Origin of the sequence: Streptomyces sp. NPDC048734 (genome assembly GCF_043198675.1) — a bacterium.
GTDB lineage: Bacteria > Actinomycetota > Actinomycetes > Streptomycetales > Streptomycetaceae > Streptomyces.
Window position 1 is genome coordinate 124,449 of the sequence record NZ_JBICUZ010000008.1, and the last position, 25,927, is coordinate 150,375.

Here is a 25,927-nt window from a genome sequence, read left to right on the forward strand (position 1 = left end):
TCTCGGCGCCTGCCCGTCCACCGCGACCGGCGCGGTCGTCGCCCGCCGTCACCAGGAGTGAGCGACCCGCGCCCTCGGTGGGCGCGGGTCGCTCGGGACCGCCGGGGTCTCAGGCCAGGCGGCGGGCGCCCGCCGCGGGGACGGCCTCGAAGATCCTCGGGGCCGTGAAGCCCGCTGCCGCGAAGGCCTCCTCGACCGCCTTGCCGATGGTGTCGACGTCGGCCGCCTCCGCGAGGACGATCGCCGAGCCGCCGAAGCCGCCGCCGGTCATGCGGGCGCCGAGGGCGCCGCTCGCCAGGGCGGTGTCGACGACCAGGTCCAGCTCGGGGCAGGAGATGCGGAAGTCGTCGCGCAGCGAGGCGTGGCCCTCGACCAGGACGGGGCCGATCGCGCGGGTCTCGCCGGACTGGAGCAGGGACACCACCCGCTCCACCCGCTGGTCCTCGGTCACGACGTGCCGCACCAGCCGGCGGACCTCCTCCTCGTCCCCGAGCCGCTCCAGCGCCGCGTCCAGCTCGGCGTAGGGGACGTCGCGCAGGGCGTCGACGCCCAGCAGGGCGGCGCCCTTCTCGCAGCCGGCCCGGCGCTTGCCGTACTCGCCGTCGCTGTGGGCGTGCTTGACCTGGGTGTCGACGACGAGCAGGCGCATGCCCTCGGCGGCGAGGTCGAAGGGGATCTGCTTCTGCGACAGGTCGCGGGTGTCGAGGAAGAGGGCGTGGCCGGCCTCGCAGCAGGCGGACGCGGTCTGGTCCATGATCCCGGTGGGGGCGCCGACGTAGACGTTCTCGGCGCGCTGGCACAGGCGGGCGAGCTGCCAGCCGGGCAGGCCCAGCTCGAACAGGTCGTTCAGGGCCAGGGCGACGACGACCTCCAGGGCCGCCGAGGAGGACAGGCCCGCGCCGGAGGGGACCGTCGAGGTGAGGTGGACGTCGGCGCCGGTGACCGGGTGCCCGGCCTCGCGCAGCGCCCACACCACGCCGGCGGGGTACGCCGTCCAGGAGCGGTCCGACTCGGGCGCGAGGTCGTCCAGGCGCAGCTCGGTGACGCCGCCCTCGACGTCCGCCGAGTGCAGGCGCAGACGGCCGTCCGTGCGGCGGGAGACCGCGGCGACCGCGGTGTGCGGCAGCGCGAAGGGCATCACGAAGCCGTCGTTGTAGTCGGTGTGCTCACCGATGAGGTTGACGCGGCCGGGGGCCGCCCACACGCCCTCGGGCGCGGTCCCGTACAGCTCGGCGAAGCCGGCGCTGACCTGCTGTTCTGCCCCCACTTACCGCTCCTCTGCGATCTTCTGCGTGAACTCCCACGCGTCGGCGACGATACCCGCGAGGTCCGCGCGGGACGGGTTCCAGCCGAGCCGCTCGCGGGCGGTGGCGGCCGAGGCGACCAGGACGGCGGGGTCGCCGCCCCGGCGCGGGGCCACGACCTCGGGGATCGGGTGTCCGGTGACCTGGCGGACGGTCTCGACGACCTCGCGGACGGAGAAGCCGTTGCCGTTGCCGAGGTTGCAGATGAGGTGCTCGCCGGGGGTGGCGGCCTCGACGGCGAGGAGGTGGGCCTCGGCCAGGTCGGCGACGTGGATGTAGTCGCGGATGCAGGTGCCGTCGGGGGTCGGGTAGTCGTCGCCGAAGACGGAGATCGCCTCGCGGCGGCCCTGCGCGACCTGGAGGACGAGCGGGATGAGGTGCGACTCGGGGTCGTGCCGCTCGCCCTGCGCGCCGTAGGCGCCGGCCACGTTGAAGTAGCGCAGCGACACCGCGGCCAGCCCGTGGGCGGCGGCCTCGCCGGTGATCATGTGGTCGACGGCGAGCTTGGACGCGCCGTAGGGGGAGGTCGGCGCGGTCGGGTCGGTCTCGGTGATGGGGGTGCTGACGGGCTCGCCGTAGGTCGCGGCGGTGGAGGAGAAGACGAGCTTGCGCACGCCTGCCTCGCGCATGGCGCCGAGCAGGGCCATGGTGCCGCCGACGTTGTTCTCCCAGTACTTCTCGGGCTTCACGACGGACTCGCCGACCTGCGAGAACGCGGCGAAGTGGAGGACGGCGTCGAAGGAGGCGTCGAGCCACTTCCCGGCGTCGCGGATGTCGCCCTCGACGAAGGCGGCGCCCGCGGGGACGCCCTCGCGGAAGCCGGTGGACAGGTTGTCGAGGACGACGACCTCGTGTCCGGCTTCCAGCAGGTGCTGGGCGACCACGCTGCCGACGTACCCCGCGCCGCCCGTGACCAAGTACTTGCCGCTCATCAACTCGCTACCTCTCGCAGTCGCTTCGCCGCGTGCTCCGGCGGCACGTCGTTGATGAACACGTTCATGCCGGACTCGGAACCCGCGAGGAACTTCAGCTTGCCGGACGTACGGCGGATGGTGAAAAGCTCGAGGTGCAGCGCGAAGTCGTCGCGGTTGACGCCCTCGAACTCCTCCAGCGCGCCGAACGGGGCCTGGTGCCAGGCCGAGATGTAAGGCGTGAGGGGCTGGTCCTCCCCGAAGATCCGGTCGAAGCGCCTCAAGAGTTCCAGGTAGACCTGGGGGAACTCTGTGCGCGCCGCCTCGTCGAGGCCGAGCAGGTCGGGGACCCGCCGCTTGGGGTACAGGTGCACCTCGTAGGGCCAGTGCGCGGCGTACGGCACGAAGGCGACCCAGTGTTCACCCTCGAGGACGACCCGCTCACCGTCGAGCTCGCGCTCCAGGACGGCGTCGAAGAGGTTCTCGCCGCCGGTGGCCTCCTTGTGGGCGGCCACCTGGCGCAGCATCAGGGCGGTGCGGGGCGTGGTGAACGGGTAGGCGTAGATCTGCCCGTGCGGGTGACCCAGCGTCACACCGATCTCGGCACCGCGGTTCTCGAAGCAGAACACCTGTTCCACGGAGGGCAGATGCGACAGCTCGGACGTCCGGTCCGTCCACGCGTCCAGGACCAGTCGCGCCTGCTCCTCGGTGAGGTCGGCGAAGGAGGCGTCGTGGTCGGAGGTGAAGCAGACCACCTCGCAGCGCCCGGAGTCGCCGGCCAGCGAGGGGAAACGGTTCTCGAAGACGACGGCGTCGTACGACGAGTCCGGGATCTCGCTGAGCCGGTCGCCCTGCGAGGGGCACAGGGGGCACTCGTCGGCCGGCGGGTGGTAGGTGCGCCCCTGCCGGTGCGAGGCGATCGCGACCGAGTCACCGAGGAGGGGGTCCCGGCGTACCTCCGAAGTGGTGACCGTGGGGTCCAGCGGACGCCGGTCCACCGCGTCGCGCACCGTGTCGTCCCGCAGGTCGTAGTAGATGAGCTCACGACCGTCGGCCAGGCGGGTCGAGGTCTTCTTCACCGCGGCTCTCCATCCGTCCACCGGGCGAAGGCATCAGGCCTCGCGTCGAGCGAGGCTCGCTTCACACCGAGCAGAACAATCTTCCAACAGAACTAAACACATCAAACCACAATCCCCCACGAGAGTCACCGTCACAACCGAACAAAGTCCACCAAGCGAAGTGAGCAGTGCATGCCAACCCCCACGTATCTCGCGGCTGAGCTACGGCTTCCGACCAACTGGCTCGACTACACGATCATGGCGATCTACTTCGTGGTCGTCCTCGGCATCGGCTTCGCCGCGCGCCGCTCGGTGAAGACCAGCCTCGACTTCTTCCTCTCGGGCCGCTCGCTGCCCGCCTGGATCACCGGTCTCGCCTTCGTCTCGGCGAACCTGGCGGCCACGGAGATCCTCGGCATGGCCGCCAACAGCGCGCAGTACGGCGCGTACACCGTCCACTGGTACTGGATCGGCGCCATCCCGGCCATGGTCTTCCTCGGCCTGGTGATGATGCCCTTCTACTACGGCTCGAAGGTCCGTTCGGTCCCCGAGTTCCTGCTGCTGCGCTTCGACAAGGGCGCGCACCTGCTCAGCTCGGCCCTGTTCGCCTTCGCCGCCATCCTCATCTCGGGCGTGAACCTCTACGCCCTCGCGATCGTCGTCGAGGCGCTGCTGGGCTGGCCGCAGTGGGTGGCGATCGTGGTCGCGGGCTTCTTCGTCCTGGCGTACATCACGCTGGGCGGTCTGTCGTCGGCGATCTACAACGAGGTGCTCCAGTTCTTCGTGATCCTGGCGGCCCTGATCCCGCTGACGGTGCTGGGCCTGAAGAAGACCGGCGGCTGGGACGGCCTGACGGACTCGCTGACGGCGGCCAAGGGCGACGACTTCGTCAGCGCCTGGGGCGGCACCGGCATCGGCAGCGACAACCCGCTGGGCGCGAACTGGCTGACGATCGTCCTGGGCCTCGGCTTCGTGCTCTCCTTCGGCTACTGGACGACGAACTTCGCCGAGGTGCAGCGCGCCCTGTCCGCGAGGAACCTCTCCGCGGCCCAGCGCACCCCGCTGATCGCCGCGTTCCCGAAGATCTTCATCGTCTTCCTGGTGATGATCCCGGGCCTGGTGGCGGCGGTCCTGGTCCCGAAGATCGGCACCGCGGACTCCGACCTGCAGTACAACGACGCGATTCCCTACCTGATGGAACAGCTGCTGCCCAACGGCGTGCTGGGCATCGCGGTGACCGGTCTGCTGGCCGCCTTCATGGCGGGCATGGCGGCGAACGTGTCGTCCTTCAACACGGTGTTCACCAGCGACATCTGGGCGAAGTACGTGGTGCGGGGCCGCGAGGACGCCTACTACGTCCGCTTCGGCCGCCTGATCACGGCGATCGGCGTGGTGGCGTCGATCGGCACGGCCTTCCTCGCCTCGTCGTTCTCGAACATCATGAGCTACCTCCAGACGCTGTTCTCCTTCTTCAACGTGCCGATGTTCGTCGTCTTCATCGTCGGCATGTTCTGGAAGCGGGCGTCGATGAAGTCCGGCTTCTGGGGCCTGCTCGCGGGCACCACGGCCGCGATGGTCAACTACTTCGTCCTCTACAAGCAGGACGTCATCGGCATCCCCACCGACCAGGGCGCCAACTTCGTCTCCGCCATCGCGGGCTTCGTCGCGGGCGCGGTGGTGATGGTGGTGGTGTCCCTGTTCACCGCCCCCAAGCCGGCCGAGGAGCTCCAGGGCCTGGTCTACGGCACCGTCTCGCCCGGCATGGCCGAGCCGGCCGCCGAGGGCGACGACGCCTGGTACCGCAGGCCCGCGCTGCTGGGCTGGGGCGCGGTCGTCCTCGCCGCCGCCTGCTACATCCCGTTCTCGTTCTGAGCCCGCCCGAGCCTGCTGACGCTGTTCGCGGGAGGATGGAAGAACCATGTCAGAGCAATTCGAACCGTCCGAGCGGGCGGAAGCGGCCGCGCGGCTGCGCAAGGCCGGCTACTCCGAGGCCGACGTCCAGCGCGAGGTCTCCGAGCTGGAGCAGAAGTCGGCGACCGCGGCCCGCATCTTCGACCTGCGCCGCATCATCGGCGGCCTGTTCGTCGTCTACGGCGTCATCGTCACGGTCGCGGGCCTCACCGATGGCGACGCGGAGATCGACAAGGCCCAGGGCATCAACATCAACCTGTGGACGGGCCTGGGCATGCTGGCCCTGGGCATCTTCTTCCTGGTCTGGATGAAACTGCGCCCGTCGGTCCCGCCGGCCCAGCTGCCGCCGGAGGCGCTGGAGCCGAAGGACTGAGGGGTCCTTCCGGGCGTGCGTACGGGGCCGGATTCCGCGCGGGTGGCGGGTCCCGGCCCCGTACGTGTGCGGCCGTGCGTACGGCCGGTGGTGAGGGACGGTGACGGGCCTACTCGCCGGTGAAGAGGTCGGCGGCGGCGGTGGCGTGCACGGCGCGCTGGGACCAGATGGTGAGCTGGTCGAGGTCGGTGCAGGCCTGGACCCGTGCGCGGACGTCGTCGGGCACGTCGATGCCGCGCCAGCGCAGGATGTTCAGGGTCGTCTCCGCGAGTGCCTCGAGCCGCCCTTCCTCCCGGCCCTCTTCCCGGCCCTCTTCCCGGCCCTCCTCGCGTACCTCCTCGGCGAGCGGGTGCCGCCAGAAGTACTGGATCGTCGTCATCATGTCCCTCCACATCTGCCGGGCCCGGGTGTCCGCCAGGCACGAGTCGACGAACTGCACGAAGACCGCGGCACTGTCACGGTCGATGGTCCGCAGGGCCGCTGCCAGCGATTCCAGTATGGCGGGAGCCTGACGTCCCCGGCCGTGCGTCATCGCCGACAGCACCGCAAGGGGTACGTCCCGCTCGGCCTCCCGCTCGTCCGCGATCACCGGCACGTTGTCCGGGCCGAGCACGAACGGGCGCACCGTCAGCGACGGGCACCCCCGCACCCCGAGGTGGATCGGCTCGGCCGCCCACCGGGCCGTGGCGCTGCACTGGCAGAAGTCGACGTACTCAGGCGGCGCCGAAGGCAACGCCTGCGTCGAACTCGCCGCCTCCCCCACCCGCATTCACCTCCGCGAGAGCGACACCCCCGTCACCGCCCTCACCACCACCCCCGCCGCCCTCGCCCGCCTCCTGGAAGGCATACGCGACGGCGCGCTGTGAACCGTCGCGACCTCGCGTGCACAGGCCCGGGTGCGGCGTCCTGACCCGCCCGCCACTCACATGGCGTCGTAGGCCTCTCGCGCCTCCTCGATCTGGGGCATGTACACCCGTGCCCACTCCAGAAGGACGTCGACGGGAGGGCGCATCGTCTTGCCCAGCGGAGTGATCCGGTACTCCACCGCGACCGGCCTGGTGTTCACGACCTCGCGTTCGACGATGCCGTTGCGCTCCAGTCTGCGCAGGGTGGCGGTCAGCGATTTCTGGGTGACCGCAGGGATCGCGCGGCGCAGGTCGTTGAACCGGCGCGGCCCCTCGCACAGCTCGCCGAGGACGCTCAGCGACCACTTGTCCAGCACCTGGTCGAGCAGTTCGCGGTGCGGCGCGGAGATGCTCAGCTCGTCGTCGTGGGAAGCGGCGGTATCGCTCATGAAACCTGGTCTCGTTGAAGTGTCCTGCGTCTCCTAGATATCAAAGAGGTACCAGGTCCGTCACCTCACAAGGAGATCTCATGCCCGTCCAGCGTTTCACCCCCGAGGGCATGTTGCAGCCCACGCCCTACCACCACGTCGCCGTCGGCACGGGCAGCAGGCACGTCCACGTCAGTGGGCAGATCTCCGTTCTCGCGGACGGGACGCCCGTCGCCGCGGGGGACCTTTCCGGGCAGGTCGCGCAGGCACTGCGGAACACCGCACGCGGTCTCGCCGGGGCCGGCGCGACGTTCGACGACGTGGTGCGGCTGACGGTCTACGTCACCGAGTGGGAGCCGGAGAAGATGGACGCCTTCATGGCCGGCATCGAAAGCGTCGCGGACGAGATCGGGCTGTCGCTGCCCCTCCCCCCGTCGTCGCTCATCGGCGTCGACTGCCTCTTCCAGCCCGGCGTGCTCGTCGAGATCGAAGCCACCGCCCTCGTCGACTGACCGTTCGCATGAACCCGCCCGTCCTCGGCGGATGAGCGTCCCGCGCGGGGCCGGAGTTCCTACGGGAGCTCCGGCCCCGCCTCCCCGTCCCGGAACCCCCGTGTCAGGGATCCCGCGCGGTCCAGCAGGCCCGTGCGGGCCGCCAGTGCGGCCGCCTCCAGCCTCGATCCGACGTCCAGTTTCATCAGGACGCGCTGGACGTGGGTGCGGGCCGTGGAGGGGGCGATGCCCATGCCGGCGGCGATCAGGCGGGTGTCCTCGCCGTCGGCGACGCGGAGCAGGACCTCCACCTCGCGGGGGGTCAGGAGGTCGAGGAGGCGCCGACCCTCGTCGTCGGGCTGGGCCGTGGGGTTGAGCAGCTCGCCGAAGGCGCTCTGCAGGAGCTGGGGGGCCACCGCCGCCTCCCCCGACCGCGCCTTCATGATCGCCCGCTCCACCGCCTCGATGCGCTCGTCGTGGCGTACGTAGCCGGAGGCGCCCGCGGCGAAGGCCGCCGCGATGCCGCGCGGGTTCGGCACCGGGCCCAGGACCAGGACGGCCACCTGGGGCCGCTCCCGCTTGATGCGGACGACCGGGTCGAAGAAGCCCGGCCCGTCCGGGGTCGCCGTGCCCAGCAGGCACACCTCGGGCGCCCGGGTGATCACCAGCTCCGCCGCGCCCGCGGCGGGCGCCGTCGCGGCGAGCACCCGGTGCCCCCGCAGTTTCAGCGCCGAGGCCAGCGCCTCGGCGAGCAGTCGGTGGTCGTCGACCACCATCAGCCGCACTCCCATCGAGCAACCCCACCCCCCAGTCCCCCCATGGATGCCCGCACGGGCACCCGGGCAAAGCCCGTACCGGCACACGTGCGGACGGGCACGCGCGGACAGACAAAAGGTGCCCCCCCGGCACCCCGTCGTCATGCCCCCGGAAGCTACACGCTTGTTCGACGTCGCGCTCCCCCTACCGGCGAGATCGGCCCCGGATCGCCGAAGTTCCCCGCACGCGGGGGCGGGGGACGGTACGCGGACGGCCCCGCCCCCTGAGCAGGGGCGGGGCCGTCACGGCGGTGGCGGGACGATCAGCCGGCCGCGCCGAACGCGAGCGCCAGGTAGTCCTTGTCACCGGAGCTGGAGGGGGAGTCGTCCGCGTAGAGCGCGGCCATGTACAGGTGCCCCTGCGAGTAGATGATCTCGGAGTACTCGGGCAGCATCCTGCTCTCCGCGTCCCGCACCGCCTCCGTCGAGGGGTTCTGGAGCAGCGTCGTCTGCTTGAACGTGCCGCCGTCGATGCTGACGATCTGGCCGCCCTTGTCGTACGGCGGGCGCTTGTAGGCGATGACGTTCTCGCCGTCCGTGCGCAGCGGGGTCAGGACGTGGCCGTCGCCGGCGTCGGCACGCTGGCCGGTCTGCTTGCCGGTGGTCAGGTCGAAGGCGACGACCTCGTTGGTCCGGCTGTACTCGCCGGTGCCGTCGTGCTCCTCCGTCGGCAGGTACAGCCGGTTGGGGCCGACCGCGACGCCGGAGCACTTCTCCATCTCGGTGATGCCGTCGCAGCGGGCCGCGAACTGCTCGCCCGGCGCGGAGATCCTGGTCAGCAGCTTGCCGGTCTTGTTGTCGATGGAGAAGAAGTCGGAGATGCCGCTGCCGTCCTGGGCGCTGTCGCCGACGTCGGCGGCCACCACCAGCGGGTCGGTCGACACGACGCTCGCGTACTCGATGCCGGTCGCCATCTTGTACTCCGAGAGCACCTTCCCGGAGGCCGGGTCGATGGTCTGGATGTGCAGTTCGCGCGCGTCGTACTTGCCGCACTTGCGCACCGCGACCAGCTTCGCGCCGCCGCCGTAGCCGGCGTCGTAGCAGGTGTCGGCCGCCTTGGGGGACCACAGCAGCTTGCCGGTGGTGATGTCGAAGGCGCTTCCGCCCTCGGTGGCGCCCAGGGCGACGGTGTTCCCGCTGACGGTGACGTTGTCGAAGGTGACCGGGTAGTCGCCGGACGTGACGTTCTTGCGCCACAGCTGCTTGCCCGCGTCGAGGTCGATCGCGGCGACCTCGCTGCACCCGGCGTGGGAGTCCTTGGCGGGCATCTTCGGCTGGAAGACCACCGCGGTCTTCCCGTCCGTCGTGGTCTTGCGGCTGGCCGTGCACACCGGGCCGGGCAGCTTGATCGTCCAGAGCTTGGTGCCCTTGTCGGGGTCGTAGCCGACGATCTCGGCGACGCCCGACTTCACGTACGCCTTCTCGGTCAGCCAGGAGCCGCTGACGACGACGCTGTCGTCCTCGCCGACCGAGGGCGACGGGATCTGGAAGAGGAGCTCGGAGGCCGGGTCGCCGGGCACCTTCTCGGTGCCGCCGGCCGATGTGGTGCCGCCGTCGCCGCCCTTGCCGTCACCGCCCTCGCCGCCTCCGCCGGTCGTACCGGCGGTGCTCGTGGTGTCGTTCTTGCTGTCGCCTGAGTTCGCGTACCAGACGCCGCCGCCGATGATCAGCGCGATCGCGACGACGGCCGAGACGATGATCGCGACCTGGGCGTTGCCCTTGCGGCCACCGCCGGCGGGCGGCGCCTGCATCGGCACGGTGGGCTGGCCGGGGTACCCCGGGTAGGCCGGCTGCGTCGGGTAGGCGTGCGGGCTCGGGTAGCCGCCCTGCACGGTCGGCTGACCGGGCTGCCCCGGGTAGCCGTAGCCCGGCTGCTGGCCGTACGGCGCCTGCGGGGCGTAGGGGGCCTGCGGGGCGTAGGGGGCGGGGGTGGGGGGCTGCTGGGCGTACGGGTTCGGCTGGCCCGGCTGAGCGGGCTGGCCGGGGTAGCCGTAGCCGGGGCCGGTCGGGGGCTGGGGCGGCTGGACGGGCGGGGCCGCCTGCGGGTAGCCGTAGCCGGGACCGGTCGGTGGCTGGGGCGGGCCCGCGGGTGCCTGCGGCGGCGGGCCGGGGTAGCCGTAACCGGCCTCGGCCTGCGGGGTCTTGGTGAGCTGCGGGCCCACGGGCGGGGCCGCGGGCGGCGGGGTCTGCGGGGCCGCAGGAGCCGGGGGCTCGGAGGCCGAGGGCTCGGGGGCCGCCGGGGCCGGGGCCTGCGGGGCGGGCGCGCCGGAAGCGTCCTGCGGCGGGGGCGGGGCGTCCTGCGGCTGCGGTGCCTCGGGAGCCGCGGGGGTGTCCTGCGAAGGTGCCGCGTCCTGGCGCGGGGCGTCCTGCGGTGGCGTGTCCTTGGGCGGGGTGTCCTGGGGCGCGCCGGAGGTGCCCTGCTGCGGGGGCTGGTCCTCGGGGGTGTCCCGGGGCGGCTGGTTCGGGGGCGGAGGCGGCGGCTGGGTCATGGTGTGGGTACCTCGGGATGACGCGGGCGGAGACGGGGACGGGAGTACGGGACCTCGCGGACGCGGGGTGGACGGGCGACGGCCAGAGGGCCGTGCGCTCCGGGCCGTGCGGCCCGGGGTGGCGGCCCGGCCGCCCGGCCGTGGCGGTCCGCCCCGGCCGGGTTCGCCCGCCTCACTTGCCGTAGGCGAGCATCAGCTTCTCCTTCGAGTCGTCGCTGCCCGCCAGCCGGGTGGTGGAGAGGTAGAAGCGGCCGTCCGCCCAGGCGAGGTCGCGGGAGAAGAAGCTGTTCTCGAGCCGGCTCGTGCTCTCCGGCATCTGGAGCAGCGTCGCCGGCGTGTGCGTGGCACCGGCGGTCGGGATCGACACGACCCGCCCGGCGGCGGCGTACGACGGCTCGACGTAGGCGACGAGGTTGCCGCCCTCGACGGTCACCGGCAGCATCGACTCGTCCGTGGGGGACTTCACGCGCCACTTCTCCTTGCCGGTGGCGAGGTCGATCGCGACGATCTCGTTGGCCCCGGTGGTCGCCTTGGTCGGCAGGTAGAGGGTGTTCGCGTCGGCGGCCGTGCCCTTGCAGCCGGTCAGGTTGCGCTGGAGGATCGCCCAGCCGCACTCGGGGGCGAAGTCCTCGTCGACGCCGACCTGCGAACGGAACGTGCCGTCCGGCTTGAGCGTCGAGATGTTCCAGGCGTTCTTGTCCTTGTTGGTGCTGTAGACGACCAGCGGGTCCAGGGAGTAGGCGCGCGCGACCTTCCAGCCCTTGTCGAACTTCTGGGTCCACTTGACCTTGCCGGTCGCCGGGTCCAGTTCCTGCAGTTCGTCGTGCTCGCCGGCCTTGGTCGCGTCGCAGGAGGCCACCGAGATCAGCTTGGCGCCGCCCGCGAAGGCGGTCGGGAAGCAGGCGTCGCCGTACTTCTTCTTCTCCCAGAGCTTCTTGCCGGTGTTCACGTCGTACGCGGTGCCCGACTGCGAGCGGCCCACCATCAGCGTGTTGCCCGCGACGGACAGTTCGATGGTGATGGCGCTGTCGAACAGCGCGCCGTCGGGAACCGTCCCCGTCCAGCCCTTGGCACCGGTGTTGAGGTCGATCTGCTGGAGCTGGTTGCACTTGGCACGGTCACTGGTGCCGTTCATGTACGCCACGACGACCTTGTCGGCCGCCGTCTTCCGCGGGGTGACCGCGCAGATCTTCTGCGGCAGGGTGATGGTGTCCCAGGCGGGCTTGCCGTCCCCGACGCCGTAGCCGACGACCTCCTTGTACGCGGCCTTCACCGCGGTCCTGGAGGTGATCCACATGCCGGGGGCCTCGGCGCCGGAGGCGGGCGCGTCGGGCGCCTCCTTGTACCAGAGCACCTTGGCCTCGCCGGACTTGCGGTCGGCGTTGAAGTCCTCGGGGTCCTCGCCGCCGTCGCCGCTGCCGTCACCGGGGTTGACGGGGGCGTCGCTCGCGGACGGCTTGCCGTCGTCGCTCGGGCCGGCGACCGGCTTCTTCTCGCCGCCGCCGTCGTCACCGCTCGTGACCGCGAACACCGTCCCGCCGATCACCAGCAGCGCCGCCACCGCGGCACCGACGGCCAGGGCGGGCTTGCCCTTGAAGGGGTTGCGGGAACCGGGCTGCGGGGTGCCGGGGGCGCCGGGGAACTGGGGCGGCGGGAAGCCGTAGCCGGGCTGCTGCCCGTAGGGACCGGCCTGCTGCCCGTACGGGCCCGGCTGCGGCGGCTGCCCGTACGGCCCTGGCTGCGGCGGCTGCCCGTACGGTCCCGGTGCGGCCGGTGCGCCGTAGGGGCCGCTCGGCTGGGCGTACGGCCCCGGCTGTGGAGGCTGCTGCTGCGGATAGCCGTAACCGGGCTGCGGGGCCTGCGGCGGCTGGGCGGGCGGGCCCTGTGGCGGCTGGGCCGGCATCTGCGGCGCGCCGAAGCCGCCCTGCGGCGGCTGCGACGGCTGGTCCTGCGGTGCTCCGGAACCACCTTGCGGCGGCTGCTGGCTGGGCGGCTGAGTCATCAGCGTCTCCCCCTCGCTCACTGATTTTTAGCCACGCCCTGAGGCTCGTGACGGACCCGGACTCGTGCTCGGAAAGTCCCGGACGGCTCTTTCTATCACCCGGCACCGACGGCGAAGGGGCCCGCGTCCGTCCCTGTTCCCAAGGGAGGACCGGGCCGTGATACCGCCGTTACGCGCCTTCACGCCCCCTCCACGCGGCGCGCGCGCCGCCAGCGCGCGCCGGGTCGCGTGCCCGTGTCCGCCCCGTGCGTGCCCGCCGCCCGCCCGCGGAGCCCCCCGGCACCCCGTGCGCGAGTTTCGGTCACGCCGCCCGGTTCACGCGTCCTCGGCCAACTCCAGCCAGCGCATCTCGAGTTCCTCCCGCTCGCCGGCCAAGGCGCGCAACTCGGCGTCCAGTTCCGCGACCTTCGCGAAGTCGGTGGCGTTGTCGGCGATCCGCGCGTGCAGCTTGGACTCCTTCTCGGAGACCTTGTCCAACTGGCGCTCGATCTTCTGGAGTTCCTTCTTGGCGGCGCGCTGGTCGGCGGCGCTGCGCTCCGGTGCCGCCTTCTGCTGCGCGGCGGGCACGGCGGCGGCCGCGGCCTCCTCCATCCGCAGGCGGCGCTCCAGGTACTCGTCGATGCCGCGCGGGAGCATGCGCAGCGCGGAGTCGCCGAGGAGGGCGAAGACGCGGTCCGTGGTGCGCTCGACGAAGAAGCGGTCGTGGGAGATGACGATCATCGAGCCGGGCCAGCCGTCGAGGAGGTCCTCCAGCTGGGTGAGGGTCTCGATGTCGAGGTCGTTGGTGGGCTCGTCGAGGAAGAGGACGTTGGGCTCGTCCATCAGCAGCCGCAGGATCTGCAGGCGGCGGCGCTCACCGCCGGACAGGTCCCCGACCGGCGTCCACTGCTTCTCCTTGCCGAAGCCGAACGTCTCGCACAGTTGCCCGGCGGTCATCTCGCGGCCCTTGCCGAGGTCGACGCGCTCGCGCACCTGCTGGACGGCCTCCAGGACCCGCAGGCCCGGGTCGAGTTCGCCGACCTCCTGGGAGAGGTAGGCGAGCTTGACGGTGCGGCCGACGACGACCTTCCCGCCGGCCGGCTGGGCCTCGCCCCCGGTGCGGGCGGCGTCGGCCAGGGCGCGCAGCAGGGACGTCTTCCCGGCGCCGTTGACGCCGACCAGGCCGATGCGGTCGCCGGGGCCGAGCTGCCAGGTGACGTGCTCCAGCAGCACCTTGGGGCCCGCCTGGACGGTCACGTCCTCCAGCTCGAAGACGGTCCTGCCGAGCCGCGACGACGCGAACTTCATCAGCTCGCTGCTGTCCCGCGGCGGCGGCACGTCGGCGATCAGCTCGTTGGCGGCCTCGACCCGGAAGCGCGGCTTGGACGTCCGCGCGGGCGCGCCGCGCCGCAGCCAGGCCAGCTCCTTGCGGACCAGGTTCTGCCGCTTGACCTCCTCGGTCGCGGCGATCCGCTCCCGCTCGGCGCGCGCGAACACGTAGTCGGAGTAGCCGCCCTCGTACTCGTGGACGGCGCCGCGCTGCACGTCCCACATGCGGGTGCAGACCTGGTCGAGGAACCAGCGGTCGTGGGTGACGCAGACGAGCGCGGAACGGCGCTCGCGCAGGTGCCGGGCGAGCCAGGCGATGCCCTCGACGTCGAGGTGGTTGGTCGGCTCGTCGAGGACGATCAGGTCCTGCTCGTCGATCAGCAGCTTGGCGAGCGCGATGCGGCGCCGCTCGCCGCCGGAGAGCGGCCCGATGACGGTGTCCAGGCCCTGCGGGAAGCCGGGCAGGTCGAGCCCGCCGAACAGGCCCGTCAGGACGTCGCGGATCTTGGCGTTGCCGGCCCACTCGTGGTCGGCCATGTCCCGGATGACCTCGTGCCGCACGGTCGCGGCCGGGTCGAGGGAGTCGTGCTGGGTGAGGACGCCCAGGCGCAGCCCGCCGGAGTGCGTGACCCGCCCGGTGTCCGCCTCCTCCAGCTTGGCGAGCATGCGGATCAGGGTGGTCTTGCCGTCGCCGTTGCGGCCCACGACCCCGATCCGGTCCCCTTCGGAGACGCCGAGCGAGACACCGTCGAGCAGCGCACGGGTTCCGTACACCTTGCTGACGTTCTCGACATTGACCAGGTTGACGGCCATTTTTCTCCTGCGCATGGGGGTCGGTCAGCCTTCTAGCCTAGGGCCTGCCGGGCCGGGGACGGGGCGCGAGGGGACTGTCACTCTTTGTGATGACGTGATCGGGAAAGGGCCGCTACCGTGGAGGACGGGCAGCAGGATCCCGTCCATGGGAGGAACCATGGCCGCCGAGTCCGTACAGCACCGCGTCCAGTGGCCGGTGCCGCCGCAGGACGGCTACACCGTGGACGACCTGTTCACGCTGCCCGATCTCCCGCCGCACACCGAACTGATCGACGGGAGCCTGGTCTTCGCGAGTCCGCAGCGAGCTTTCCACGCCGACGTGATCGACCTGCTGGTCACTGGTCTGCGCGGCGGACTGCCCGCCGAGTTCAAGGTCAAACGCGAGATGACCGTCGTCCTCGACGACCGCAACGGCCCCGAACCCGACGTCAGCGTGATCCGCGCCGGCGCGGTCACCGGGCCGGACCAGACCAGCTACCGCGCCGAGGACGCGCTCCTCGCCGTGGAGGTCGTCCCGCCGGACTCGGAGTCCCGGGACCGCACGACCAAGCCGCAGAAGTACGCCGCCGCCGGCATCCCGAACTTCTGGCGGGTCGAGCAGGGCGGGACCGGCGGCAGGCCCGTCGTCCACGTCTACGGACTGGACCCGCTCACCAAGGCGTACGTTCACATGGGGATGCACCGGGACCAGCTCAAGGTCGACGAGCCCTACGACATCTCCATCGACCTGACCGCCGTCGACGAACTCTGAGCGGAGTCCCTCAGAGCACCGTCGCCCCCGGCACCGGACCCGACGCCGTCCGTACGTCGCGGCAGGTGCCGGAGGCCCGCAACGCACCCGCGATCCCCTCCGCCGCTTCCGCGTCCCGGGCCAGGAACGCGGTGGTGGGGCCCGAGCCCGAGACGAGGCCGGTGAGCGCGCCGGCCGCCTCCCCCGCGGCGAGCGTGTCCGCGAGTTCGGGGAAGAGGGAGAGGGCTACGGGCTGGAGGTCGTTGGAGACGGTGGCCGCGAGCGCGTCCGCGTCACCCTTCGCGAGGGCGTCGAGGAGGTCCCGCGAGGCGACCGGCTCGGGGATGTCACGGCCCTCGGCGAGGCGGTCGAACTCGCGGAAGACGGCCGGGGTCGACAGTCCCCGCTCCGCCATCGCGAACACCCAGTGGAAGGTGCCGCCGGTCTCCACGGCCGTCAGCTTCTCGCCCCGTCCGGTGCCGAGCGCGGCCCCGCCCACCAGGCTGAACGGCACGTCGCTGCCCAATTCGGCGCAGATCTCCAGCAGTTCACCGCGGGAGGCGCCGGTGCCCCAGAGCGCGTCGCAGGCCAGGAGGGCGCCCGCGCCGTCCGCGCTGCCGCCCGCCATGCCGCCGGCGACGGGGATGTCCTTGGCGATGTGCAGATGCACGTCCGGGGTGCGGCCGTGGCGCTCGGCGAGGGCGATCGCCGCGCGCGCGGCGAGGTTGGTGCGGTCCAGGGGGACCTGGGCGGCACCCGGGCCCTCGCAGGTGACGCGGAGTTCGTCGGCCGGGGTGACGGTGACCTCGTCGTACAGGCCGACGGCGAGGAAGACGTTGGCCAGGTCGTGGAAGCCGTCCGCGCGCGCGGCGCCCACCGCGAGCTGGACGTTGACCTTGGCGGGTACGCGGACGGTGACGCTCACGCCGTGTTCTCCTGCACGTGCTCGGCGGTGTTCTCCCGCTTGTTCTCGGCGATCCGGGCGAACTCCTCGACCGTGAGGGACTCGCCGCGCGCCTGCGGGGACACCCCGGCGGCGACCAGGGCCGCCTCGGCGGCGGGCGCCGACCCGGCCCACCCGGCGAGCGCGGCCCGCAGGGTCTTGCGGCGCTGGGCGAAGGCCGCGTCGACGACGGCGAAGACCTCCTGCCGGGAGGCCGTGGTCCTGACCGGCTCCGCCCGTCGCACCAGCGAGACCAGCCCGCTGTCCACGTTCGGTGCCGGCCAGAAGACGTTGCGCCCGATGGCGCCGGCCCGCTTGACGTCGGCGTACCAGTTCGCCTTCACGGACGGGACGCCGTACACCTTCGAGCCGGGGCCGGCGGCGAGGCGGTCGGCGACCTCCGACTGGACCATGACGAGGGTCCGCTCGATGGTCGGGAAGGTCTCGAGCATGTGCAGGAGCACGGGCACCGCGACGTTGTACGGCAGGTTCGCCACCAGGGCGGTGGGGGCGGGGCCCGGCAGCCCGGTCACGTGCATGGCGTCGGAGTGCACCAGCGCGAAGCGGTCCGCGCGCCTCGGCATGCGGGCGGCGATCGTCGCGGGCAGGGCGCTCGCCAGGACGTCGTCGATCTCCACGGCCGTGACGCGGTCGGCGACCTCCAGCAGCGCGAGGGTGAGGGAGCCGAGGCCCGGGCCCACCTCGACGACCACGTCCTCGGGGTGCACCTGCGCGGTGCGGACGATACGGCGGACCGTGTTCGCGTCGATCACGAAGTTCTGGCCGCGCTGCTTGGTGGGCCGCACGCCGAGGGCTGCCGCGAGCTCGCGGATGTCGGCGGGGCCCAGGAGGGCGTCGGGGGTGGGGCTGGTCACGGGACAAGGGTACGGGGGTGTGGGAGGCGGGACTGCAGGTCCCCGGCCGAGGCTGCGGCGGCGGGCCGCGCGTGCCCCGAACCCGCGGGCGGGGGGCGGCAGGCGGGGGGCGGCGGGCGGCGGGCAACCGACGGACGGCGCGTGCCCGGCGGCGGTGGGCGACAGGCGGCGGCAGGCGGCAGGCGGCAGGCAACCGACGGACGGCGGACGGCGGACCCCGACGGACGGCGCGTGCCCGGCGGACGGCGCGTGCCCGGCGGACGGCGCGTGTCCGGCGGCGGTGGGCGACGGGCGCGGGGCGCTGCCCGCCCCCGGTGCCATCGGTGTCAGTCGTGGAGGCGGGTGCCGCAGTGGGGCCAGGGGGCGGTGCCCCGGCGGATGTAGAGCTTCTTGGCCCGGAAGGTCTGTTCGGCGGCGGGGGCGTCCTGGGGGCGCCCGGTGCCGCCGAGGCTGTGCCAGGTGTGGGTGTCGAACTGGTAGAGGCCCCCGTAGGTGCCGGACGGGTCCACGGCGTCGGCGCGACCGCCCGACTCGCAGGCCGCGAGCGCCTGCCAGTCGAGGTGGTCGGCGCCCCGCACGGAGGCCGGCCGTGGCTTCGTGCCGACCCTGACCACCTGCGCGCGCGGCTCGCGCACGGTCTCGGTCCGGATGCGTCTCGGCTTCTGCCGGACGCCGTTGACGGTGCGCAGGGCGTAGGTGACCCGCAGCAGCCCCGGCCGGCCGGCCCGCTCCACGACCTCGGTGCCCCGGAACAGCGCGGGGTCGTCGGTGCGCCGTACCAGGAAGGGGATCGCCTCCTCCCGCACCTCCCTCGCCCCGGTGATCCGCAGGACGGTGATCGTCTGGCCGTCGCGCGGGAAGCTGCCGGAGGGGACGGACGTGGTGTCCTGGCCGCGCAGGGTGATGCCGGCCTCCTCGACGGCCTCGCCCACGGTCGCCGCGTTGGTGCGGACGGTGCGGGCCCGGCCGTCGGCCATGATCGTCACGGCGCGTTCGGTACGGACGTCCAGCACCAGCCCCTCGCGTCCGATGCGCCGGGAGCGGGAGACGGAGAGGTGGGCGCCCTCCGCCCGCACACCGAGCTGTCCGAGCGCCTCCTCCACGGTGTGGGCCGTCGTCCACACCTCGCGCCGCCGGCCGTCGAGCGTGAGCCGGACGGGGCGGCCGTGGCGCACGGCGATCTCGTCGCCGCTGTCGAGGGCCGTGCCGAGGGAGGGCGCCACCATGTCGTGCGCCCCGACCCGCACGCCCTCCTCCGCCAGCAGCTCGCCCACGTCGTCGGCGAAGGTGTGCAGGGTGCGCGGCTTGCCGTCGACGGTCAGCTCGATCGCCTTGTCCTTGGCGACGAAGGCGGTGGTGCCGCCCGCGAGGAAGGCGACGACCAGCGCCTGCGGCACCAGGGGGAGCAGGGGCAGCAGCCGGCGCATCGGGGAGTCCGCGCGCCCGGCGTCGCGCGTCCTGCGCCGGCGTGCGGCGCGCCCCGTGCCGGCGTCGCCGGCACCACCGGCATACGGTGCTCCGTCCGCCGGGCGCGGCAGCGTCGGCTCGGGTGACTCCAGCGGCACCACGGGCACCGCGGGCACCGCGGGCACGGTCGGCTCGTAGGCGGGCCGGCACCTGTCCGCGCAGGCCTCCGGCGCCCCACGGCCGCCGGGGGTGCCGGGGGTGCCGGGGAGGCCGGGGACGCCCTGCTCCCGGGGGGCCGCGTACACCCCGTGGGCGAGGGTCTCGGCGTTGTGGACGTCGACGTACGTGCCGTCGGCGCCGTACGCGTTGCGCGGGTGGTGCACGTTGCTCACTCCGACACGCTCCAGGGGTCCTGGGTCCAAAGGGGTCCGGATCGGGCCCCCAGAACCTAGCGGAGCGGCCGTCACTCTCCAAAGCGACGCGACTACCCACGGTGGCGTCCGGGGCGGTGCCCGGCGGTGCCCGCGGGTCAGTAGCCGAAGGCGCGGGCCGTGTTGGCGGCCAGGGCGCCCGCCAGGGCGTCCTCGTCGATGCCGCGGACGGCCGCCATGGCGCGGACCGTGACCGGCACGAGGTAGGGGGCGTTGGGCCGTCCGCGGTAGGGCGCCGGGGTGAGGAAGGGGGCGTCGGTCTCGACGAGGACCAGCTCCAGCGGGGCGACGGCGAGGGCGTCGCGCAGGTGCTGGGCGTTCTTGAAGGTGACGTTGCCCGCGAAGGACATGAAGTAGCCGGCGCGGGCGCAGATCTCCGCCATCCGCGCGTCGCCGGAGTAGCAGTGGAAGACGGTGCGCTCGGGGGCGCCCTCCTCCTTCAGCACGCGCAGCACGTCCGCGTGGGCGTCGCGGTCGTGGATCACGAGGGCCTTGCCGTGCCGTTTGGCGATCTCGATGTGGGCGCGGAAGGAACGCTCCTGCGCGTCCTTGCCCTCGGGACCGGTGCGGAAGTAGTCCAGTCCGGTCTCGCCGACGCCCTTGACCTCGGGGAGCGCGGCGAGGCGGTCGATCTCGGCGAGCGCCTCGTCGAGCGCCCCGGCGCCCCCCGCCGCGCGCGCCCCCTGCCGCGACCAGCCGTCGGGATCTCCGTGGACGATGCGCGGGGCCTCGTTGGGGTGCAGGGCGACCGCCGCGTGGACGCTGTCGTACGCCGCCGCCGTCTCGGCCGCCCAGCGGGAGCCTGCGACGTCGCAGCCGACCTGGACGACCGTCGTCACGCCGACCGACGCGGCTTTCGCAAGGCCCTCCTCGACCGTGCCGGACTGCATGTCGAGGTGGGTGTGGGAGTCGGCGACCGGTACCCGCAGGGGGGCCGGGAGCGGCGGCGCCGCGTTCTTGTCGGCGTTCGAAGGCATGCCCCGATCCTACGGAAGGGGCACACCCGGCCGTCGGCCGCCGACCGGCCCGGCTCGCCCGTCGGCGACGGTCCTCCACCGTCTGCCGGGCGTGCCGCTTCTTTGCCGCCCGCCGGGCTGCCCGGGAGGCTCCTCAGCCCGCGGCGTTCTTGGCCGCGACGACCGCGTCGAAGACCTCCCGCTTGGGCACCCCGGCCTCCGCCGCCACCGCCGCGATCGCCTCCTTGCGCCGCTCGCCGGCCTCCTCGCGCACCCGCACCCGCCGGACCAGTTCCGCAGCGTCGAGTTCGCCGGGGCCGCGCTCGGGCGCCCCGGTCACGACGACGGTGATCTCGCCGCGCACCCCCTCCGCCGCCCACTGCGCCAGCTCGCCGAGCGGGCCGCGCCGGACCTCCTCGTACGTCTTGGTCAGTTCGCGGCAGACGGCGGCGCGCCGGTCGGTGCCGAACACCTCGGCCATCGCGGCGAGGGTGTCGTCGAGCCGGTGCGGGGCCTCGAAGTACACGAGGGTGCGGCGCTCCTCGGCGACCTCGCGCAGCCGGGACAGCCGCTCCCCCGCCTTGCGCGGCAGGAAGCCCTCGAAGCAGAAGCGGTCGACGGGCAGGCCGGACAGCGCGAGCGCGGTGAGGACGGCGGACGGGCCGGGTACGGCGGTGACCCGGATGTCCTTCTCGACGGCCGCGGCGACCAGACGGTAGCCGGGGTCGGAGACGGACGGCATGCCGGCGTCGGTGACGAGGAGGACGCGGGCGCCGCCGAGGAGGTGGTCGACCAGCTCGGGGGTGCGGGCGGACTCGTTGCCCTCGAAGTAGGAGACGACACGCCCCTTGGGGGTCACGCCCAGCGCCTGCGTGAGCCGGCGCAGCCGGCGGGTGTCCTCGGCGGCGATGACGTCGGCGCCGGCCAACTCCTCCGCGAGCCGGGGCGGGGCGTCCGCGATGTCCCCGATGGGCGTGCCGGCAAGGACCAGGGTTCCGGGTGCGACTGTCACGTTTCCATCCTCGCAGGGGGAGAAGTGCCCTGTTCGACCGGCCGGGCCGGATCGCCGGGAGCCCGGCGTCGCCGGACGAACAGGGCCCGTGCACGGGACTCCCACAGTCCCGTTCCCTACGATGGCGCGGTGACCAGTACCGCGTCCTCCACGGACTCCACGGACTACCGGCAGGACCAGGCACCGCAGGACCGGCGGCCGGGGTGGCAGTCGCGGCTGCGCCGGTTCGGCTACACGGCGGCGTCGGACGGCGACGTCCGGGAGCGGCTGGTGCCGCCGTTCGCCGAGCCGAGCCCGCGGCTCTGGCAGGCGCTCGGCGTGCCGGCGGGGCTCGCCGGCCGGATCACCCGCTGGTCGGGCTGGCTGGGTCCGCTGCTGGTCACGCTGGTGGCGGGCGTGCTGCGGTTCTGGAACCTGGGCGGCCCGAAGAAGGTGATATTCGACGAGACGTACTACGCCAAGGACGCGTGGGCGCTCGTCCACCGCGGCTTCGAGGTCAACTGGGACAAGAACGCCAACGACGTCATCCTGGGCAGCGGCGGCCACGTCACGATCCCGACGGACGCGGCGTACGTCGTGCATCCGCCGGTCGGCAAGTACGTCATCGGGCTGGGCGAACTGGTCTTCGGGTTCGATCCGTTCGGCTGGCGGTTCATGACGGCACTGCTGGGGACCCTGTCGGTCCTCCTGCTGTGCCGGATCGGGCGCCGCCTCTTCCGCTCCACGTTCCTGGGCTGTCTGGCGGGCGCGCTGATGGCGGTGGACGGGCTGCACTTCGTGATGAGCCGCACCGCGCTGCTCGACGGGGTGCTGATGTTCTTCGTGCTGGCCACGTTCGGCTGTCTGGTGGTGGACCGGGACCGGGCGCGCGCGAGGCTGGCCGCGGCGCTGCCGCCGGGCGCGGACGGCCGCTGCCGCCCGGACGCGCACGTCGCCGAGACCGCCCGCCTGGGCCTGCGCCCGTGGCGCTGGGCGGCGGGCGTGATGCTGGGGCTGGCGATCGGCACGAAGTGGAACGGCCTGTACATCATGGTCGCGTTCTGCCTGATGACGGTGGTGTGGGACGTCGCCGCGCGCCGGGTGGCCGGTGCCCGGCACCCGTACCGGGTGGTGCTGAAGCGGGACACGGGCCTGGCGTTCCTGGCGACCGTGCCGGTCGCGCTGGTCACCTACCTGGCCTCGTGGACGGGCTGGATCCTCTCCTCGGACAGCGGCTCGGGCGGCTACTACCGCAACTGGGCGGCGACCGACGGCAAGGGCGGCAGCTGGACCTGGCTGTTCCCGGACTGGCTGCGCAGCCTGTGGCACTACGAGCACGAGGTGTACCAGTTCCACACCCACCTCACCTCTCCGCACACCTACCAGTCGAACCCGTGGAGCTGGCTGGTCCTGGGCCGTCCGGTGTCGTACTTCTACGAGTCCCCGGCGCCCGGCACGGACGGCTGTCCGGTGGACGCGGGCGAGAAGTGCGCGCGCGAGGTACTCGCGATCGGCACGCCGGTGCTGTGGTGGGCAGCCTGTTTCGCGGTGCTGTTCGTTCTGTGGCGCTGGTTCTTCCGCCGCGACTGGCGGGCGGGCGCGATCGCGTGCGGCATCGCCGCCGGGTACCTGCCGTGGTTCCTGTACCAGGAGCGCACGATCTTCCTCTTCTACGCCGTCGTCTTCCTGCCGTTCCTGTGTCTGGCGGTGGCGATGATGACCGGGGCCCTCGTCGGCCGGCCGGGATCGAGCGACACCCGGCGGGTGGTGGGCGCGACGGGCGCGGGCGTCCTGGTGCTGCTGATCGCCTGGAACTTCATCTACTTCTGGCCCCTGTACACCGGCACCGCCGTCCCGATCGACGACTGGCGGTCGCGGATGTGGCTGGACACCTGGGTCTAGCTGGGCAGACGCACCACGAGGGCACGGCAGTCCGCCGTGCCCTCGTGGTCATTGTTGGTGGTTAGCGGTTGTCGTGGGCCGCCCTCGGACGGCCCGGAGACGGCCCCGCAGCAGATTTGCAGCGGGACGTGTCCCCCATCGGTGACCTGCGCTTCTGCCCGCTCCTGTCGCTGCTGGGGGACATGTGGGGGAAAGAGGCTCGGTTCTCCCTGTTCCTCGTCGGAGCTCATCTCGCCGATCGGCGCCCGGTAGGCATACGAGATCACCGTCGGGTCTTCGTCCTGGATGGCCCGTGGACCGGTGCAGTGCAGGACGCCGCCACTGGTCGCCGGCTCATCCCCTGTCCGGTCCAACTGGATCGAGTGAACGACGACCAGCGCGTTATTCGGGTGATACTCGCGCTGCTCCTCAACCTCAGCACGCGTGTGGCCAGAGGTTGGTCACGATGAGCCGCCCAGGCACCACGCCCATGCGAACTACCGGCGGGGCGGTCGCTGAGGTCTGACGGGCTGGCGGCCCGCCTGCCGGCCTTTCGATCCGTAGCTCTAGGCGTGTCGCCTGAGCGCCGCGCCGCTGCGTACGGGTGAGCGGTCGGGACGTTGCCCGAAAAAACGTGCGTGGGTCGGGGACAACCCTGCCCCCGACCCACGAGTCACACAGGGGTCTGATTTTTCACGTGATCCGCCTTGGTCCGAAAGGGGCCCTTCCTCTGTGATGACTCGTACCCGGCTGTCCGCGCTGGCCGCGACGGCCGCGTTCGCCACCACCGGCGGCCTGATCATCGCCGCCCCTGCCTTCGCGGCGGTCACCTGCGCCTCTCCCGTCTGGAGGGCGCAGTACTTCGGCAACTCCACCTTCAGCGGCACGCCGAAGCTCACCGCCTGCGACACCGCCATCAGCGAGAACTACGGGTACGGCGACCCTGCCGGCGTCACGCTGCCCAAGGACAACTTCTCCGTCCGTTGGTCCCTCACCCGTGACTTCGGCTCCGGCGGCCCCTTCCGGCTCTCCGCCGCCACGCAGGACGGCATGCGCGTCTACGTCGACGGCGTGCGGAAGATCGACCTGTGGAAGAACGTCTCCACCACCGCCCGCAAGACCATCGACCTGGCCATCCCGGCCGGCAGGCACACGATCCGCGTGGACTACGTCGCATGGACCGGCGTCGCCAACGCCGCCTTCACGTACACCCCGCGCACCGAGGCCGCCGTCGACACGGTCAAGCCGCTCGCCCCGACCGGCCTCACCGCCGCGTACGACTGGACGACGGCCAAGACCACCCTGCGCTGGACCGCCAACAAGGAGATGGACCTCGCCGGGTACCGCGTGTACCGCCGGCTGAGCGCCACCAGCTGGGCCAAGGTCAGCGGGACGTCCCTGCTGACCACCCGGTCCTTCGTCGACGCCCCGCCCGCCACCGGCCAGACCTTCCTGTACGAGGTCCGCGCCGTCGACAAGGCCGGCCGCGAGTCCACCGGCAGCCCCGACGTGACGGCGACGACCGTCGACCGCACCGGGCCGGCCGCCCCCACCGGACTCACGGTCGCCACCGGCGACGGGTGGTGGGACACCCTGAACTGGCAGGGAGTCGCCGACACGGCGAAGTACGAGGTGTACGCCGCCTCCGCGGCTGCCGGACCGTTCGAGCTGCGCGGCACGACGACCACGACGTCGTACCGGACCAGCGGCGCCGTGAACACGAACACGTACTACCGGGTCCGGGCCCTCGACGCAGCCGGCAACCCGGGGGCGTACGCGACGGTCACCAGCGACGGCGTCGACCGGATGCCACCGAAGTCCCCGACCGGCGTCACCGCCGGCGCCCGTCCCGGCCACACCAACGTGCACTGGAGCCAGCCCGACGGTTTCTTCGAGGACTGGGACAACGGCGGGCACTACCGCGTGTACCGCTCGCCCGGCAAGACGTTCGACCCGACCGCGCGCACCCAGGTGACCTGCGTCGCGGAGGAGAGCGACGAGGCGAGCAACGGCGGCAACTGCTACGACGTGGACATGCCCGCGAACACGTACGTGACGTACGCCGTCACGGCGGTGGACCCGTACGGCAACGAGTCGGCGTACTCCGCGCCGGTCGTCGTCCGCACCGGCGACACCGTGGCGCCCGGCCCGGTCACCGGCGTGAAGGTCACCCCGCGCAACGACGGCATGCTGGTGAGCTGGGCCGCCTCGCCCGAGGACGACATCGACGAGTACGTGGTGTGGAAGGGCGTACGGCAGGCCGACGGCACGGTCAAGTGGCTCGGCCCCGACACCTGCTCGGAAGGCACGGGCAACTGGCTCGCGATCCTCTGCGGCAACCTGCCGGACGGCGAGACGCACGTGTACGCGGTCGTCGCCAAGGACCACTGGGGCAATACGCTGCCCCCGAGCGACCCGAAGGTCACCGTGGTCGAGGCCACCGAGCTCGACGTCCGGCCGTCCGTGACCGTCACCCGGGACTGGAGCCTCGGCGGTCTGGGCCACAACCGGACGGCCACTCGTCCGTCCGTCGACTGGCAGTGCACCGACACGGCCCGCTGCGCCACGGTCACCGGCTACCGCGTGAGCCGGTGGAACCCGGCGACCAAGGCGTACGAGCCCCAGCACGACGGACTGCTCCCGGCGGACGCCCGGACGTGGGAGGACGCCACGGCGACGAAGGGGAACACGTACTTCTACACGCTGGAGGCCGTGACGGCCGACGGCGCCGTGGTGGGGACGTACCCCTGGTACACCGTCTTCCAGGACCGCGTCTGAGGGACCTGGGGCCTGCCGTCCGGATCTTGCCGGGCTCATCCGGACGACAGGCCCCAGCCGGATCGGTCAGCGACGGCCATACGGGCCGCTAGGAGGCGCCGGAGGGAAACTCCCGCCGCTGGTTCGTGGCCTCCATGAAACCGAAGGCCCTAGCTGGCCCCTTACGCTGCCGCGATTCGGGCAGCAC

20 protein-coding genes and 1 pseudogene are annotated in these 25,927 nt (G+C 72.5%); 7 read left to right on the plus strand and 14 right to left on the minus strand.

All coding sequences use genetic code 11. The features are described from left to right. Positions 1–109: 109 nt before the first annotated feature. From galK to galT, 3 genes are read right to left on the minus strand one after another with little or no spacing between them, the layout of a single operon-like run. Complete coding sequence (gene galK / locus ACGFQC_RS22005) at positions 110–1,267, minus strand: galactokinase (RefSeq protein ID WP_363086580.1); 1,158 nt, start codon at positions 1,265–1,267, stop codon at positions 110–112. Then, the gene (galE, locus tag ACGFQC_RS22010; RefSeq protein WP_363086581.1) at positions 1,268–2,236 is read right to left on the minus strand and encodes a UDP-glucose 4-epimerase GalE; all 969 of its coding nucleotides are present in this window, start codon (positions 2,234–2,236) and stop codon (positions 1,268–1,270) included. Further along, positions 2,236–3,294 carry a galactose-1-phosphate uridylyltransferase gene (galT, locus tag ACGFQC_RS22015; protein WP_363086582.1) on the minus strand — a complete coding sequence of 353 codons (1,059 nt, stop codon included), beginning with the start codon at positions 3,292–3,294 and terminating at the stop codon, positions 2,236–2,238. The genes galE and galT overlap by 1 nt, the downstream gene beginning before the upstream one ends. A 171-nt stretch (positions 3,295–3,465) precedes the next feature. On the opposite strand from galT, the gene ACGFQC_RS22020 reads away from it, so the two are divergent. Continuing rightward, a complete protein-coding gene (locus ACGFQC_RS22020; protein WP_363086583.1) occupies positions 3,466–5,145 on the plus strand; it encodes a sodium:solute symporter family protein in 1,680 nt (559 codons plus the stop codon). Between the two features lie 46 nt (positions 5,146–5,191). Beyond that, positions 5,192–5,557 carry a hypothetical protein gene (locus tag ACGFQC_RS22025; protein WP_363086584.1) on the plus strand — a complete coding sequence of 122 codons (366 nt, stop codon included), beginning with the start codon at positions 5,192–5,194 and terminating at the stop codon, positions 5,555–5,557. 109 nt (positions 5,558–5,666) lie between these two features. Here the strand turns inward: ACGFQC_RS22025 and ACGFQC_RS22030 are convergent. Then, positions 5,667–6,254: pseudogene (locus tag ACGFQC_RS22030) on the minus strand (hypothetical protein); the annotation flags it as partial. Between ACGFQC_RS22030 and ACGFQC_RS22035 the strand changes: the two are divergent. Next, entirely contained in the window at positions 6,241–6,423 is a 183-nt protein-coding gene (locus ACGFQC_RS22035; protein ID WP_363086585.1) for a DUF397 domain-containing protein, read from the plus strand. The pseudogene ACGFQC_RS22030 and the gene ACGFQC_RS22035 sit on opposite strands and share 14 nt — an antisense overlap. 56 nt (positions 6,424–6,479) lie before the next feature. On the opposite strand, the gene ACGFQC_RS22040 is transcribed toward ACGFQC_RS22035, so the two are convergent. Then, positions 6,480–6,851 (minus strand): helix-turn-helix domain-containing protein, encoded by a 372-nt coding sequence (locus ACGFQC_RS22040; protein WP_363086586.1) that lies wholly within the window; start codon positions 6,849–6,851, stop codon positions 6,480–6,482. 80 nt (positions 6,852–6,931) lie between these two features. Between ACGFQC_RS22040 and ACGFQC_RS22045 the strand changes: the two genes are divergently transcribed. Then, positions 6,932–7,342 (plus strand): RidA family protein, encoded by a 411-nt coding sequence (locus ACGFQC_RS22045; protein ID WP_363086587.1) that lies wholly within the window; start codon positions 6,932–6,934, stop codon positions 7,340–7,342. Between the two features lie 59 nt (positions 7,343–7,401). On the opposite strand, the gene ACGFQC_RS22050 is transcribed toward ACGFQC_RS22045, so the two are convergent. The 4 genes from ACGFQC_RS22050 to ACGFQC_RS22065 all read right to left on the minus strand — a co-directional run bounded on the left by ACGFQC_RS22050 (position 7,402) and on the right by ACGFQC_RS22065 (position 14,748). After that, positions 7,402–8,112 carry a response regulator transcription factor gene (locus ACGFQC_RS22050; protein ID WP_363086588.1) on the minus strand — a complete coding sequence of 237 codons (711 nt, stop codon included), beginning with the start codon at positions 8,110–8,112 and terminating at the stop codon, positions 7,402–7,404. A gap of 287 nt (positions 8,113–8,399) precedes the next feature. Continuing rightward, on the minus strand, positions 8,400–10,625 hold the full coding sequence (locus ACGFQC_RS22055; RefSeq protein ID WP_363086589.1) for a PQQ-binding-like beta-propeller repeat protein: 2,226 nt from the start codon (positions 10,623–10,625) through the stop codon (positions 8,400–8,402). 172 nt (positions 10,626–10,797) lie between these two features. Next, on the minus strand, positions 10,798–12,627 hold the full coding sequence (locus tag ACGFQC_RS22060; protein WP_363086590.1) for a PQQ-binding-like beta-propeller repeat protein: 1,830 nt from the start codon (positions 12,625–12,627) through the stop codon (positions 10,798–10,800). A gap of 315 nt (positions 12,628–12,942) precedes the next feature. Then, positions 12,943–14,748, minus strand: a complete 1,806-nt coding sequence (locus tag ACGFQC_RS22065) for an ABC-F family ATP-binding cassette domain-containing protein (RefSeq protein WP_363086591.1) — start codon at positions 14,746–14,748, stop codon at positions 12,943–12,945. A 145-nt stretch (positions 14,749–14,893) separates the two neighbouring features. Here ACGFQC_RS22065 and ACGFQC_RS22070 point away from each other — a divergent pair, with 145 nt between their 5' ends. Then, the gene (locus ACGFQC_RS22070) at positions 14,894–15,499 is read left to right on the plus strand and encodes a Uma2 family endonuclease (protein ID WP_363086592.1); all 606 of its coding nucleotides are present in this window, start codon (positions 14,894–14,896) and stop codon (positions 15,497–15,499) included. A 10-nt stretch (positions 15,500–15,509) separates the two neighbouring features. On the opposite strand, the gene ACGFQC_RS22075 is transcribed toward ACGFQC_RS22070, so the two are convergent. From ACGFQC_RS22075 to rsmI, 5 genes are all read right to left on the minus strand, one after another. Next, a complete protein-coding gene (locus tag ACGFQC_RS22075) occupies positions 15,510–16,403 on the minus strand; it encodes a 4-(cytidine 5'-diphospho)-2-C-methyl-D-erythritol kinase (RefSeq protein WP_363086593.1) in 894 nt (297 codons plus the stop codon). Further along, positions 16,400–17,296, minus strand: coding sequence for a 16S rRNA (adenine(1518)-N(6)/adenine(1519)-N(6))-dimethyltransferase RsmA (rsmA, locus tag ACGFQC_RS22080; RefSeq protein WP_363086594.1), 897 nt, complete (start codon positions 17,294–17,296; stop codon positions 16,400–16,402). The genes ACGFQC_RS22075 and rsmA overlap by 4 nt, the downstream gene beginning before the upstream one ends. Positions 17,297–17,622: 326 nt before the next feature. After that, entirely contained in the window at positions 17,623–19,095 is a 1,473-nt protein-coding gene (locus tag ACGFQC_RS22085) for a ubiquitin-like domain-containing protein (RefSeq protein ID WP_363086595.1), read from the minus strand. Between the two features lie 137 nt (positions 19,096–19,232). Continuing rightward, positions 19,233–20,111, minus strand: a complete 879-nt coding sequence (locus ACGFQC_RS22090; protein ID WP_363086596.1) for a TatD family hydrolase — start codon at positions 20,109–20,111, stop codon at positions 19,233–19,235. 133 nt (positions 20,112–20,244) lie between these two features. Then, positions 20,245–21,102 (minus strand): 16S rRNA (cytidine(1402)-2'-O)-methyltransferase, encoded by an 858-nt coding sequence (rsmI, locus tag ACGFQC_RS22095; protein ID WP_363086597.1) that lies wholly within the window; start codon positions 21,100–21,102, stop codon positions 20,245–20,247. 129 nt (positions 21,103–21,231) lie between these two features. Here rsmI and ACGFQC_RS22100 point away from each other — a divergent pair, with 129 nt between their 5' ends. Both ACGFQC_RS22100 and ACGFQC_RS22105 read left to right on the plus strand, forming a co-directional pair. Continuing rightward, positions 21,232–22,983: a phospholipid carrier-dependent glycosyltransferase gene (locus tag ACGFQC_RS22100; RefSeq protein WP_363086598.1), complete on the plus strand. Its 1,752-nt coding sequence runs from the start codon at positions 21,232–21,234 to the stop codon at positions 22,981–22,983. Positions 22,984–23,697: 714 nt separating this feature from the next. Next, positions 23,698–25,740 carry a PA14 domain-containing protein gene (locus ACGFQC_RS22105; RefSeq protein WP_363086599.1) on the plus strand — a complete coding sequence of 681 codons (2,043 nt, stop codon included), beginning with the start codon at positions 23,698–23,700 and terminating at the stop codon, positions 25,738–25,740. The last annotated feature ends 187 nt before the right edge of the window (positions 25,741–25,927 follow it).